Source organism: Allobosea sp. WAO (assembly GCF_001509835.1).
Classification (GTDB): Bacteria; Pseudomonadota; Alphaproteobacteria; order Rhizobiales; family Beijerinckiaceae; genus Allobosea.
The window spans coordinates 27848-41178 of record NZ_JXTJ01000016.1 but is presented as its reverse complement, the minus strand read 5'-3'; the positions used below and the strand labels follow the sequence as shown (position 1 = coordinate 41178).

General features: G+C 68.1%; 14 protein-coding genes. 9 read left to right on the top strand and 5 right to left on the bottom strand.

All coding sequences use genetic code 11. The features are described 5' to 3' along the window. The first annotated feature begins 7 nt into the window (after nucleotides 1–7). Genes DK26_RS24340 through DK26_RS24330 form a run of 3 tightly spaced genes read left to right on the top strand, consistent with a single transcriptional unit; the run spans nucleotide 8 to nucleotide 1293 of the window. Nucleotides 8–253, top strand: a complete 246-nt coding sequence (locus DK26_RS24340; RefSeq protein WP_066478339.1) for a type II toxin-antitoxin system Phd/YefM family antitoxin — start codon at nucleotides 8–10, stop codon at nucleotides 251–253. Next, entirely contained in the window at nucleotides 250–636 is a 387-nt protein-coding gene (locus DK26_RS24335) for a type II toxin-antitoxin system VapC family toxin (protein ID WP_066478336.1), read from the top strand. The genes DK26_RS24340 and DK26_RS24335 overlap by 4 nt, the downstream gene beginning before the upstream one ends. Nucleotides 637–648: 12 nt before the next feature. Beyond that, a complete protein-coding gene (locus tag DK26_RS24330) occupies nucleotides 649–1293 on the top strand; it encodes a DsbA family oxidoreductase (protein ID WP_066478334.1) in 645 nt (214 codons plus the stop codon). Nucleotides 1294–1330: 37 nt separating this feature from the next. Here DK26_RS24330 and DK26_RS29455 read toward each other — a convergent pair whose 3' ends face one another. Next, nucleotides 1331–1699 (bottom strand): type VI secretion system tube protein Hcp, encoded by a 369-nt coding sequence (locus DK26_RS29455; RefSeq protein WP_066478331.1) that lies wholly within the window; start codon nucleotides 1697–1699, stop codon nucleotides 1331–1333. Between the two features lie 181 nt (nucleotides 1700–1880). Here DK26_RS29455 and pyrF point away from each other — a divergent pair, with 181 nt between their 5' ends. From pyrF to DK26_RS24310, 3 genes are read left to right on the top strand one after another with little or no spacing between them, the layout of a single operon-like run. Further along, a complete protein-coding gene (gene pyrF / locus DK26_RS24320; protein ID WP_066478325.1) occupies nucleotides 1881–2588 on the top strand; it encodes an orotidine-5'-phosphate decarboxylase in 708 nt (235 codons plus the stop codon). Between the two features lie 36 nt (nucleotides 2589–2624). After that, a complete protein-coding gene (locus DK26_RS24315) occupies nucleotides 2625–2912 on the top strand; it encodes a DUF1330 domain-containing protein (protein WP_066478569.1) in 288 nt (95 codons plus the stop codon). Nucleotides 2913–2914: 2 nt separating this feature from the next. Continuing rightward, nucleotides 2915–3223: a DUF1330 domain-containing protein gene (locus DK26_RS24310; RefSeq protein WP_066478322.1), complete on the top strand. Its 309-nt coding sequence runs from the start codon at nucleotides 2915–2917 to the stop codon at nucleotides 3221–3223. Between the two features lie 164 nt (nucleotides 3224–3387). Here DK26_RS24310 and DK26_RS24305 read toward each other — a convergent pair whose 3' ends face one another. The 4 genes from DK26_RS24305 to DK26_RS24290 all read right to left on the bottom strand — a co-directional run bounded on the left by DK26_RS24305 (nucleotide 3388) and on the right by DK26_RS24290 (nucleotide 7449). Continuing rightward, on the bottom strand, nucleotides 3388–4485 hold the full coding sequence (locus DK26_RS24305) for an NADH:flavin oxidoreductase/NADH oxidase (protein ID WP_066478320.1): 1098 nt from the start codon (nucleotides 4483–4485) through the stop codon (nucleotides 3388–3390). A gap of 45 nt (nucleotides 4486–4530) precedes the next feature. Next, entirely contained in the window at nucleotides 4531–5469 is a 939-nt protein-coding gene (locus DK26_RS24300; protein WP_066478317.1) for an AEC family transporter, read from the bottom strand. 127 nt (nucleotides 5470–5596) lie between these two features. Next, nucleotides 5597–6343, bottom strand: a complete 747-nt coding sequence (locus tag DK26_RS24295) for a DUF4239 domain-containing protein (protein WP_066478315.1) — start codon at nucleotides 6341–6343, stop codon at nucleotides 5597–5599. Nucleotides 6344–6450: 107 nt separating this feature from the next. Then, the gene (locus DK26_RS24290; protein WP_066478313.1) at nucleotides 6451–7449 is read right to left on the bottom strand and encodes a DUF808 domain-containing protein; all 999 of its coding nucleotides are present in this window, start codon (nucleotides 7447–7449) and stop codon (nucleotides 6451–6453) included. Between the two features lie 224 nt (nucleotides 7450–7673). On the opposite strand from DK26_RS24290, the gene DK26_RS24285 reads away from it, so the two are divergent. Genes DK26_RS24285 through DK26_RS24275 form a run of 3 tightly spaced genes read left to right on the top strand, consistent with a single transcriptional unit; the run spans nucleotide 7674 to nucleotide 13319 of the window. Then, nucleotides 7674–8504 carry a hypothetical protein gene (locus DK26_RS24285; protein ID WP_066478311.1) on the top strand — a complete coding sequence of 277 codons (831 nt, stop codon included), beginning with the start codon at nucleotides 7674–7676 and terminating at the stop codon, nucleotides 8502–8504. Further along, complete coding sequence (locus tag DK26_RS24280) at nucleotides 8410–9957, top strand: DNA polymerase Y family protein (protein ID WP_083533565.1); 1548 nt, start codon at nucleotides 8410–8412, stop codon at nucleotides 9955–9957. The genes DK26_RS24285 and DK26_RS24280 overlap by 95 nt, the downstream gene beginning before the upstream one ends. Continuing rightward, nucleotides 9954–13319: an error-prone DNA polymerase gene (locus DK26_RS24275; protein WP_066478309.1), complete on the top strand. Its 3366-nt coding sequence runs from the start codon at nucleotides 9954–9956 to the stop codon at nucleotides 13317–13319. Before DK26_RS24280 ends, DK26_RS24275 begins: the two co-directional genes overlap by 4 nt. Nucleotides 13320–13331: the final 12 nt, after the last annotated feature.

The window sequence follows — 13331 nt, the reverse complement described above, 5'->3', positions numbered from 1 at the left end:
ATCGGCCATGAAAACCGTCAACATTCACGAGGCCAAGACCAATCTGTCGCGGCTGGTCGAGCGCGCGGCGCAAGGCGAGAGCATCGTCATCGCCCGGGCGGGCAAGCCGCTGGTCAAGCTCGTGCCGCTCGACGAGGGTGAGCGTCCCGCGCCACGACGTCTCGGTTTCATGGCCGGGGAGATCAGCGTGCCCGATGATTTCGACAGCATGGGCGCCGATGGCATCGTCGAGATGTTCGAAGGCCGTTCGTGAGACTTTTGCTCGACACCCACCTGCTGCTATGGGCGGCGGGGCAGCCGGATATGTTGTCTTTCGAGGCGCGGGCGCTGATCGGGGATGCCGGAAACGAGCTCACCTTCAGTGCCGTCAGCCTGTGGGAGATCGCGATCAACAACGGGCTCGGGCGGAGCGATTTCTCGGTGAAGCTGCCGGCCTTGCGGCGCGGCCTGCTGGAGAACGGCTATCGCGAGTTGCCTGTGCTTGGCGAGCACGCTCTCGCATTGGATGCCCTGCCACCCCATCATAAGGACCCGTTCGACCGTATGCTGGTCGCGCAGGCCCGTATCGAAGGCATTGCCCTTTTGACCTCGGACGCGACGCTCGCGCGCTATGGCGAGCCGGTCCGGAAAGTTTGAGCGGAGACCCCTATGCAAGACAAGATGCCGATCGCGATCGTCTCCGATCTCGCCTGCCCCTGGTGCTTCATCGGCAAGGCGCGCCTCGAGACGGCGCTCGCCAATCATGGCCTGACCGAGCGCGTCGCCATCACCTGGCTGCCCTATGAGCTCAATCCGGACATGCCGGAGGAGGGCATGGACCGCACCGCCTATCTCGACGCCAAATTCGGCCCCGGCAAGCGCAGGGAGATCGAACTGCGCCTCTCCGAGGCGGCGCTGGAAAGCGGCGTCACCTTCAACTGGGCCGCGGTGAAGAAGAGCGTCAACACCCGCATGGCGCATATGCTCGTCGCTGCCGCCTCGACCGTGCAGCGCGGCAGCGAGATGAAGGCGGCGCTGTTCAAGGCCTATTGGCAGGACGGGCGCGACATCGGCGATCTCGACACCCTCGTCGCGATCGCGGGCGAGCAGGGCTACGACGAGCGGGCGGCGCGCGACGAGCTCGCCAATGACGAATTGCGCGAGACGGTGATCGGCCTCGAGGCGCATGCTCAGCGGGTCGGCGTCACCGGCGTGCCCTTCTTCATCGTCGACGGCAAGCTCGCGGTTTCCGGCGCGCAGACACCCGACGTCTGGGCCAAGGTCTTCGCGCAGGTGCTGAGCGGCGCGGCTTAAAGCGGTTCCGGCAGCGGGTTACTGCTCCGGATGGTAGCTAGTTGAAGAATCGCCAGCGGACGCTCTCGGCATTAAGGCCGATCGTCTCGTACGGGAGTGAGCCGCGGGAAGCAGAAAAACTGTATCCTGCAATGATCGTCTTTGAGAGCGTGTAGATCATATAGGGCGTAGGGTGACCCTGTTTACGCAGTTCGATCGTGACGGTCTCGAACTCGGTTCCGTTGTTGGTATGCATCATCAGCTTCGCTGAGAGGAAGTCGATCTTCTTGACGAAGGTGATATCGTCGGACTGAGCGCGGGTACGCAGTCCGTTGGGGGCGGCGGTGGTGCCAGTAGGGATCAGCTGGGCGCTTTCTGCCTCGCAGCTGTCACTGATCGGCGCGCTGAACTTGACGTAAATCGGCATGACGGCTCCTCGCGGGGGCAGCTGGGCAGGCTGACGGCGAAGGCGTATCGGCAACGGGGCTGATCCCGCGCCGGCAGCGGCAAGACTAACCCATCGCCTGCCGCAACGGAATGCCGTGCCCGGCTTGCGTCCGCCGTCGAATCGTGCCCCATCGCCGCCGGGCAGCGAGGAGGACAGGGCCATGGCGCAGAAAATCAACGATCTCCGGGACCGCATGATCGTCGCGCTCGATGTGCCGACGATCTGGGACGCTTATCGCATCGTCTCGACGCTCGGCGACCAGGCTAGCTTCTACAAGATCGGCTACCGGCTCGCTTTCGCCGGCGGGCTCGATCTCGCCCGCCAGCTGATCGGCGAGGGGAAGAAGGTCTTCCTCGACCTGAAGCTGCACGACATCGGCAACACCGTGACCGAAGGGGTCGAATCGCTGACCAAGCTCGGCGTGACCTTCCTGACCGTCCACGCCTATCCGCAGACCATGCGCGGCGCGGTCGAGGGGCGCGGCGAGTCGGCCATGAAGCTGCTCGCCGTCACGGCGCTGACCTCCTATGACGATGGCGATCTGAAGGATGCCGGCTACGGGCTCGCCGTGCGCGATCTCGTGCGCATGCGCGCCCAGCAGGCCCGCATTGCCGGCGTCGACGGCATCGTCTGCTCCGCCGCCGAGACCGAGATCGTCCGCGGCGTCATCGGCCCCGACATGGTCATCGTCACCCCCGGCATCCGTCCGGCCGGCAGCGCCGCCGGCGACCAGAAGCGCACCTTGACGCCGGGCGAGGCCATCGCCGCCGGCGCCGACCATCTGGTGATCGGGCGTCCCGTCATTCGCGCAGCCGACCCGCGCGCAGCGGCGGCCGCGATCATGGACGAGATCGCCGGCGCCGCCTAAGCTTAGCCCCCCATCCAAACGGAAATGGAAGCCGAAATGCCCAAGGGATATGTGATCGCGCGCGCCAAGGTCTCCAACGCGACGCTGTGGGCGGCCTATGCCGCCAAGGCCTCGGAAGCGATCAAGCAGTATGGCGGCACGCCGCTGGTGCGCGGCGGCCAGATGACGGTCGGCGAAGGCGAGGGCAGGGCTCGCAACGTCGTCATCGAATTCAAGGATTTCGAATCGGCCAAGGCCTATGTGAACTCGCCGGAATACGCCGCAGCCCGCAAGGAGCGCGAAGGCGCCGGCGAGATCGATATCGTCGTCGTCGAAGGCGTCTGACCATGGCGAAAGGCTATTGGATCGCCCGCCTCGACGTGCAGAACGAGGCGGAGTACGCGACCTACCGATCGCTCAACGCCATCGCCTTCGCCAAGTACGGCGGCAAGTTCATCGTCCGCGGCGGCGAGTACAAGCTCGCCCGCGGCGAGGGCCGCAAGCACAACGTCGTCATCGAGTTCAAGGACGAGGCGACGGCCAGGGCCTGCTACGAATCGCCGGAGTATCAGGCGGCGGTGCAGCACCTCGCCAAGGTCGGCCCGGTCGATCTCGTGATCATCGGCGGCTATGACGGAGCCCAGCCGGGCGATTGAGCCCGGCTCTCATACGCTTTCAGAGCCCTATTTGGGTCATCCCGGGCGACCGCAGGGAGACCCGGGATCCATTCCGGAGACTCTTTCCGAAGGGCTCTGGCATGGATTCCGGATCAGCGCGGCTTCGCCGCGCGTCCGGGATGACTAGCCTGAGGGTTGACCGCTCAGCTCTCGAACAGCTCCTTCAGCTGCCGCGGCTGCGAGCGCAGATATTGCTTCGGCGCCTTGACGCTGGCGCCGAGATGGGCGGCCGCATGCCAAGGCCAGCGCGGATCGTAGAGAATGCCGCGCGCCAGCCCGACCATGTCTGCATCGCCACCGGCGACGATCGCCTCGGCGTGCTCATATTCGGTGATCAGCCCGACGGCGATGGTCGGAAGCCCTGTCGCGGCCTTCACGGCCCGTGCCAGCGGCACCTGGTAGCCCGGTCCGAGCGGGATCTTCTGCTCCGGCGAGACGCCGCCACTCGATACATGGACGAAGCTGGCGCCGCGCGCCTTCAGCGCCTGCGCGAAGGCGATGGTCTGCTCGATCTCCCAGCCGCCCTCGACCCAGTCCGTGCCCGAAACCCGTACGCCGACCGGGATGTGCGCGGGCACGGCGTCGCGCACGGCGTCATAGACCTCAAGCGGAAAACGCAGCCGGTTTTCCAGCGTGCCGCCATAGGCATCCTCGCGCCGGTTGGCGAGCGGCGAGAGGAACTGGTGCAGCAGATAGCCATGGGCGCAATGGATCTCGACCATCTGCAGGCCGATGCGCACCGCGCGCTTCGCCGTGGCGACGAAGGCGTCTCGCACGCGCTTCAGCCCCCCGGCGTCGAGGGGCAGCGGCGGCCGGTCGCCCGGGTTCATCGGCAGCGCCGAGGGCGCGACGGTCTGCCAGCCGCGATCGTCGAGCGGCCGCTGGCGGCTGCCGTTCCAAGGTGAATGCACCGAAGCCTTGCGCCCGGCATGGCCGAGCTGGATGCCGACCGGCATGTCGGAATGGCGCCGGATGGCGTCGAGCACGCGTGCGAGCGCCGTCTCGTTCTCGTCGCTCCACAGGCCGAGATCGTCGGGGCTGATCCGGCCCTCCGGCTCGACCGCCGTCGCCTCGATGATCAGGAGGCCGGCGCCGGAGAGCGCGAGGTTGCCGAGATGGATCAGGTGCCAGTCGGTGGCCGAGCCGTTATCCGCCGAATACTGGCACATCGGTGCGATGACGATGCGGTTCGGGAGCTGGAGCCCATCGAGTGCGAGCGGGCGGAAGAGCTGGCTTGTCATGCGCTGTCCTCGGGTTGTGGGAGCGGTGGAAAGGCCGGCAGTGGCTCAGCCGGAGACCAGCCAGATCGCGAAGGGAAAGGTCAGGGCCGCGGCAGCGGTCGAGATCACGATGGCGGCGGCCAGCGGCCGGCTGTCGGTCTCGAAGCGCTCCGAGATCACGAAGACATTGGCGGCGATCGGCAACGCGGCATAGAGCACGCCGGCCTTGACCCAGAACGGGTCGAGCCTGAGCACGACGGCGAGCACGAACCAGGTCAGCAGCGGATGCAGCACGAGCTTGCCGAGGACGAGCGGCAGCACGCCGCGCAGCGGCAGCCTGCCTTCCCGGCTCCACTGCCAGGCGGCGACGCCGAGCGCGAAGATTCCGACCGGGGCGGCCGAGCCACCGAGGAAGAGGAGGAAGCGGTCGATCGGCTCGGGGATGGAAAGGCCGCTGAGCGACAGCGCGACGCCGCCCATGATCGAGAGCATGAAGGGGTTGACGATGGTGCCGCGCACCAGCCTCGCCGCGATGCGCCAGGGCGAGCCCTTGCCCCGCCCAGCCTCGATAAGCCCGATCGCGAGGGGGACGACCAGCGCCGTGTCGCAGATCAGCCCGATCGCGATCGGCGCCGCCGCCCCGTCGCCGAGGAAGGCCAGCATCAGGGGAATGCCGAGGAAGGCGAAATTGCCGCCGACCAGGCTCTGGCCGCGCGAGACCGCATTCGGAAAGGACATGCCGAACAGGCGGCGGGCCAGCAGGATGCCGAGACCCATCACGGCAATGCCGATCAGCGCAAGCGCCGCGAAGAACACCCCGTTCCAAAGCTCGGCGATCGGCTGGCGCGACATCACCCTGAGCACCATCGCTGGCGTCGCCACCATGAAGGCGTAGGTGTTGAGCACCCGGACCGCATCGCTGCCGAACAGGCCGCGCCAGGCGGAGAACGCGCCGAGTCCGATCACGGCGAAGAAGGGCGTGCTGGTGGCGAGGAATTGCAGCATGGCGGGTCCGGCGGCCCGTGCGCTGGACCCTTCGCCAGGAGCTAGCAGATTTCCGCCGTGATGGCGGCCCCCGCCCATGCATGGCGCCTGGCACGTTTGCGTGACGGTCGCGGCGGCTTGCCACGGCTCATGAGCGGCCGAGGCGTTCGAGCGCCAGCTGGAGCGGCAGGTCGGAGACGCGGATGAAGCCGAGATAGGGGTGGTCCATGTCGATGATCAGGACCAGCGCCGCCGTCACCGACAGCGCCGAGGCGAACAGCGTCACAACCACCGTGGCATTGCCCGGGGCCAGCAGGCCGAAGGAGGCGAAGAGCAAAGCGAGCCAGAGGACGAGGATGATGATGAAGATGCCGGGAAATCCGTCGGTCTCGGTTTCCGGCCGCTGCCACCGCATCTCCGAAATCTGCGAGCTGAGCTGGAGGGCGCGGGCCTGAAGCCAGCGCTGCCCGTCATTCGCCGGCACTAGGCGCCTGAGCCCGTTTTGGATGGACTCGACGTCGAGGCCCTCGTGCAACAGCCCCTCACGCTGATCCCTGAGCTCGCTGAGCCGGGCCTGTAGGCTCTTTCGCAGCGTCTCGCGCAGCGCCGCCGTCTCCGGACCGTACTGGGCCATGGTCCGGTCGAGCAGCACCACATGCGCGGCCGAGGTCCTGAGCTCTGACGCCGCCTCGTCGAAGGAGCGCTTCGCCGAGGCGATCAGCAGGCCGAGCGCGATGGCGGACAGGGTCCCGATGATCGCGGTCGCGAGCTTGATCAATTCCCGGGAGTCGGGAGAGAGGTGATGGTCGGGCAGGCGAGCGCGCAGCAGCATACCGCCAGCTGCCGCGCCGAATATGAAGAGGAACGCGACGGCGCCGACCAGGAACGGAGTCATGCCCTTCCCCTGCATTTCGGTGGCGCGGAGATTAGTCGGCAAGCCACAGGCGCGGTAGTGAGCGTTTGGGTAGCGAAGTGCTGCCCGGCAGGCTTCAGCCGGCTGGACTATTCCCTTGCCGCAGCGTCGGCGGCCTTCGCCGCCCTGCCGCGCCAGAGCTTGAGGGCCGGCTCGACGATGAAATGCATGCCGACGAGGCAGAGCCCGCCGACGGCAAGCCCGAACACGGCCGAGGCTGCGGCGGTGGTCAGCCATTCCAGCAGGCCGGGAGCCGCGGAGACAGCCTGACCGGCAGCCACGGCGACACCGTGAATGGCGTGTTCGATCCCCGTCAGCCCGTAGCCTGCGAGGCCGTGGATGATGATGCCGCCGCCGACCCAGAGCATCGCGGCCGTGCCGACCGCGCTCAAGGCTTTCAGGAAGTGCGGCATGCCGAGGACGAGGCCGCGGCCGATCTGCCTGATGATGGGCTTGCCGGTGCGCGCCATCGCGGCGCCCGCATCGTCCGCCCTCACGATCAAGGCGACGGCGCCGTAGACCAGCAGGGTCATGCCGAGGCCGACGACGGCCAGCACCAAGCCTTGCGTCCAGTAGGATGAGGTGGTGACGGTCGCGAGCGTGATCGCCATGATCTCGGCCGAGAGGATGAAGTCGGTCTTGATCGCGCTCGAGATCTTCTGCTGTTCGAGCTGTGCCGCATCGAGGATTTCGGCCGTGCCTTCGCCTTGCGCCGCCTCGTGCTCGGCATCAGGCATGACGAGCTCGTAGACCTTCTCGAAGCCTTCGAAGCAGAGATAGGCGCCGCCCGCCATCAGGAGCGGGGTGATCGCCCAGGGCGCGATGAAGCTGAGCACCAGCGCCGCCGGCAGCAGGAAGATGAGCTTGTTCTTGAGCGACCCGAGCGCGATCCGCCAGATGATCGGCAGCTCGCGGTCGGCCGAGAAACCGACGGCGTAGCGCGGCGTCACCGCCGCATCGTCGATGACGATGCCTGCAGCCTTGGCGCCTGCCTTGGTCGCCTGGCTCGCCGCATCGTCGAGCGCGGCGGCCGCGACCTTGGCGAGGCCGGCGATATCGTCGAGAAGCGCGAACAGTCCTGAGCTCATCTTTGTCCCCGGAAAGGCGGCGGCTGGCGTGCCTGCCTCGCAGCAAGCCGATCAGCGTTTCCTTGATATGACAGAAACGCCGGGATTGGCGACAGTTCCGCCGGCTGGAAGGCAATTCCGGCCGCGTCTCGCCTTTCTGGCAAGGAGCGTGCCGCATATCCGGGCTTGACTCCTGCGAGGTTTGGGAGTGGTTTTGCTAGAGAACATATAGTGAACATAATACCATGTCCGACATCTCTTCCTCTGCCTTGGCCAGTCTCCGGCAAAGCCTCGCTCTGGCGGGGCTGGCGCGCGAGCTCGCGCCGGTGGAGCGCGTCGGTTTCGGCATGCCGGAGCTCGATGAGCCGCTGGGCGGCGGCATCGCTCGCGCCGCCCTGCATGAGATCTATGCCTCGGCTGGGGCCGATCTGCCCGCCGCGACCGGCTTCGCCACGGCCCTGGCCCTGCGGGCTGCGGGGACGCGGCCGCTGCTCTGGGTCCGGCAGGATTTCCTGGTGGCCGAGGCCGGCCGGCTGCACCCGTCCGGTCTCGCCGAGCTCGGCCTCGACCCCGCGCAGGTGCTGCTGGTGCGGGCCCGCGATGCCGAAGGCGTCTTGCGCGCCGGGGCCGAGGCGGCCCGCTGTTCGGCTCTCGGCGCGGCGCTGATCGAGCCTTGGGGCGAGCCGCGCCAGCTCGATCTGACCGCCAGCCGGCGCCTCGTTCTGGCGGCCGAGACGTCCGGCGTCATGACGCTGCTGCTGCGGGTCGCTCCCGAGCCGGCGCCGAGTGCGGCGACGACCCGCTGGCTGGTGCGGGCCCTGCCATCGCGGCCGCGCGAGGCCAATGCGCCGGGTGATCCGGCCTTCAGTTTGAGGCTGCTGCGCCATCGCGGCGGCCTCGGTGAGTGTGAGTGGCGTGTGGAGTGGAACCGTGAGCGACGATCTTTCCAGGAATGGGGCCGAGAGGGGGGGGGCCGAAAGGATGCAGCGCCGCTATCTCGCCCTCTGGTTCCCATTCCTGGCGAGCGACCGGCTGCATCGGCAGAGGGCGCTCCCGCCTGGCGCCGGGCAGGATGAGCGGCCGCTCGTCCTGGTCGAGAAGGAAGGCGGCGCGCTCAGGCTCGCCGATTGCGACCGGCGCGCCGTCGCGCTCGGCCTCACCCGCGGGCTGACCCTTGCCGATGCCCGCGCCCGCATTCCCGACCTCGCCATAGCCGAGGCCGACCCCGCTGCCGATGCGCGCTTCATCGGGCGTCTCGCCGGGCTCTGCGACCGCTTCACTCCGCTGGTCGCGCTCGATCAGCCGCATGGGCTGGTGCTCGACATCAGCGGCTGCGCCCATCTCTTCGGCGGCGAGGCGGCGCTGCGCCAGGAGATCGGCATCCGGCTGCGCCGGCTCGGCATCCAGCTTCGCGCCAGCATCGCCGGCACGCCCGAGGCGGCGCGCGCGCTCGCCCGCTTCGGCGATTGCGCCATCTCTCCGCCGGGCGGCGATGCGGAACGCGCCCGGCTCCTGCCGGTCGCCGCTTTGGAGGCGCCGCCCGAAACCATTCTTGCCCTGTCGCGGGCCGGGTTGAAGACACTCGCCGATCTTTCCACCCGTCCTTCGGGCACGCTGTCGGCCCGCTTCGGCGAGACGCTCGCCAGGCGTCTGCGACGCATCCTCGGCCATGAGGACATTCGCATCACGCCCTTGCGGCCGCCGCCCGATTGTATGGTCGAGCGGCATTTCCCCGAGCCTTTGCAGGATACTGACGGGCTCGAGGCGATCCTGCGCCACCTGCTCGACGAGGCCGCCCGCATCCTCGAGCAGCGCGGCGAAGGCGGGCGTGCCTTCGAGATCAGCTTCTTCCGCAGCGACGGCGCCGTCCGGCGCCTCTTCCTCGAGACCGGCCGACCCTCCCGGGATCCCGCCGCCATCCTGCGGCTCTACCGCGAGCGCATCGACACGCTGGCGGACCCGCTCGATCCCGGTTTCGGCTTCGATGCGATCCGTCTTGCCGTGCCGGTCTGTGAACCGCTCGGGACGCCGCAGGCGAGCCTCGACGGGCGCGCGGTCGAGGAGGAAGCGGTGGCCGATCTGGTCGACCGGCTCGTCGCCCGCTTCGGCCGCGACCGGGTGCTGCGCTTCGTCGCCCGCAACTCCCATCATCCCGAGCGGGAAGCGGGGGTGGTTCCGGCCGTCGGTGCGCCGGCCGGGACGCAGATCTGGCCGGAGCCTGAACCAGGCGAGCCGCCAGCGCGCCCGCTCCAGCTCTTCGAGCCGCCGCAACCGGTCGAGACGCTCGCCGAGGTGCCGGACGGTCCGCCTTTGCGCTTTCGCTGGCGCCGCGTGCTGCACGAGATCGCCCGCGCCGAGGGGCCGGAGCGGATCGCGCCGGAATGGTGGCGCGACGGGCCGGACGAGCCGACGCGCGACTACTACCGCGTCGAGGATGCACAGGGGCGCCGTTTCTGGCTGTTCCGCGCCGGGCTCTACGATCGCGAGAGCGTCCAGCCGCGCTGGTTCCTGCATGGGCTGTTCGCATGACCGCCTATGCAGAGTCCGTCGCCGCGACGAATTTTTCCTTCCTGCGCGGCGCCTCGCCAGGGCCGAACCTCTTCATGACCGCGCTGCTGCTCGGCCAGACCGGCCTCGGCATCGCCGACCGCAACACGCTCGCCGGCGTGGTGCGGGCCTGGAGCGCGCTGCGCGATCTGCGTGAGGAAGGCGCGCTGGCCCCCGAGAAGATCCGCGAGGGCGGCAGCCCCGGCGAATACATCTGGGTCGAAAATCCCGCCTTTGCCGATCTGCCCTTCACCTTGTCCCAACTCCAGGCGAAGGCGCAGGCTTTCAAGCTCGTCACCGGTAGCCGCCTCGTCTTCGCCGATGGCACGCCCGACATCGTCGCCTATCCCGCCAACCGTGCCGGCTGGGGCCGGCTCTGCCGCCTGCTGACAGTCGGTAATCTGAAGACGGAAACGAAGGGCGAATGCATCCTCGCCCTCGACGATCTCCTGAGCGATGCCCGCGACCTCCTGCTGGTTGTCATGCCGGAGCGCCGGCTCGACGGCCTCTCCGACATCCTCACCCGGCTCGATGCCGCCGCGCCCGGCGCGGTCTGGCTCGCCGCTACCATGTCGCGCCGCGGCGACGATCGCCGTCGCCTCGCCCGTCTGAAAAACATCGCGGCGCCGACCAGTACCCCGCTGATCGCCACGAACGACGTGCTCTACGACGCGCCCGAACAGCGCGATCTCCAGGACCTCATGACCTGCATTCGTGAGGGCACGACGATCGCCAGGGCCGGGCGCCTGCTCGAGGCCAATGCGGAGCGCCATCTCAAGACGCCGCAGGAGATGGCCCGGCTGTTCAAGGAGGCGCCGGAGGCGATCGAGGAGACCCAGCATCTCCTCGGCCGTATCGATTTCGACCTGGGGCAGCTCAGGTACGAATATCCCGACGAACCGGTGCCGCCCGGCTGGACACCACAGCGCTGGCTGGAAGAGCTGGTGCGCCGGCGCCTGCCGATGCGCTATCCCCGCGGCATCCCGCCTGCAGTCCAGAAGCAGGTCGACGACGAGCTCGTCCTGATCGGCAGGCTCGACTATGCCCGCTATTTCCTGACCATCCGCCAGATCGTCGAATTCGCCGAGGGCGAGGGCATCCTCTGCCAGGGCAGAGGCTCTGCCGCCAACTCCGCCGTCTGCTACGCGCTCGGCATCACCGCCGTCGATCCGGCCGAGCACACCTTGCTCTTTGCCCGCTTCATCTCGGAGGAGCGACGCGAGCCGCCCGATATCGACGTAGATTTCGAGCATGAGCGGCGCGAGGAGGTGATCCAGTGGATCTACCGGACCTATGGACGCGAGCGCGCCGGCATCGCCGCGACCGTGATCCATTATCGGCCGCGCAGCGCCATCCGCGAGGCCGGCAAGGCGCTGGGACTGACCGAGGACGTCACCGCCCGTCTCGCTTCGACGCAATGGGGCAGCTGGGGCTCCGACATCACCCGCGAGCAGGTCCGCCAGGCCGGGCTCGATCCCGACAATCCGGTGATCGCGCAGGCCGTGCAGTTCGCCGTGCGCCTGCTCGGCTTCCCGCGCCATCTCTCGCAGCATGTCGGCGGCTTCGTGCTGATGCGTGGGCGCCTCGACGAGACCGTGCCGATCGGCAAGGCCGCGATGGCGGATCGCACCTTCATCGAATGGGACAAGGACGACATCGACGCGCTGCGCCTGATGAAGGTCGACGTGTTGGCGCTGGGCATGCTGACCTGCATCCGCAAGGCATTTGACCTGCTGCGCGAGCATGAGGGCAGGGACCTCGGCCTCGCCGACGTCCCGCAAAACGACAAGGCGACCTACGCCATGCTGAAGCGGGGCGAGTCTTTAGGAGTCTTTCAGGTCGAGAGCCGGGCGCAGATGAACATGCTGCCACGGTTGAGGCCCGATAAATTCTACGATCTCGTCATCCAGGTCGCGATCGTCCGCCCCGGCCCGATCCAGGGCAATATGGTGCATCCCTATCTGAAGCGGCGCTCAGGGATCGAGGAGGTCAGCTATCCTTCTCCGTCGCGGGAGCACGGAGACGAAGACGAACTCTATCATGTCTTGAACCGCACCCTGGGCGTTCCGCTCTTCCAGGAGCAGGCGATGCAGCTCGCCATGACGGCGGCGAAATTCACCGATCCCGAGGCCAACGGCCTGCGCCGCGCCATGGCGACCTTCCGCAATCTCGGCACCATCGGCCAATATGAGGCGCTGATGGTCGGGCGCATGGTCGAGCGTGGCTATGAGCCGGCCTTCGCCCAGCGCTGCTTCGAGCAGATCAAGGGATTCGGCAGCTATGGCTTTCCCGAGAGTCATGCCGCCTCCTTCGCCAAGCTGGTCTATGTCTCCTCCTGGCTGAAATGCCACTATCCGGCGATCTTCGCCGCGGCGCTGCTGAACTCGCAGCCCATGGGCTTCTACGCCCCGGCCCAGATCGTCCGGGAAGCGCAGGAGAATGGCGGCGTCGAGCCGCGGCCGATCGATGTGAATTCCAGCGCCTGGGACAATCTCCTGGAATCGGCGACGCCCGGCTGGAAAAGCCCCTGGGCACTACGTCTGGGATTACGCCAGCTCGATGGCTTCAAGGAGGACTGGGCGAAACGCCTGATCGCGGCCCGTGGCGACGGCTATCGCGATGTCGAGGGTCTCGCCCGCCGGGCGCGATTGCCGGCGCGTGCCATGCGCCTGCTCGCCGATGCCGACGCCTTCTGCTCGCTCGGGCTGGACCGGCGCGAGGCGCTCTGGGCGGTGCGGCGTCTGCCGGATGACGAGGCCCTGCCGCTGTTCGAGGCGGCAGCGGCCCGCGAGCTCGGGGAGGAGCCGGAGGCAGCCTTGCCGGCGATGCCGCTCGCCGAGCATGTCGTCGCCGACTACCAGACGGCGCGGCTCTCGCTGAAGGGACACCCGATGGACCTGCTGCGCCCGCGCTTTGCAGGGGCGGGCGTCGCGACCTGCGCGGCGATCGCCGCCGGGCGCGACGGAGCCTTTGCGAGCGTCGCCGGCGTCGTGCTGGTGCGCCAGCGCCCCGGCAAGGGCAACGCCATCTTCATCACGCTGGAGGACGAGACCGGCATCGCCAACATCGTGCTCTGGGCCCGCGATTTCGCCCGCTTCCGCCGCGAGGTCATGGCGGCGCGGCTGCTTCTGGTCGAAGGCAGGGTGCAGAAGAGCGTCGAGGGCGTGGTGCATTTGATGGCGCGGCGTGTCTTCGACCGCTCGGCCGATCTGCTCGGGCTGTCCGATACTCACCGCGCCGAGATCGCGCTCAGCCGTGCCGACGAGTTCCTGCACCCGCAGCACCCGCGCGCCGGCCATCCGCGCAATGTCCGCATCCTCCCGAAGTCGCGCGATTTCCACTGAGCTTGCGCTGCT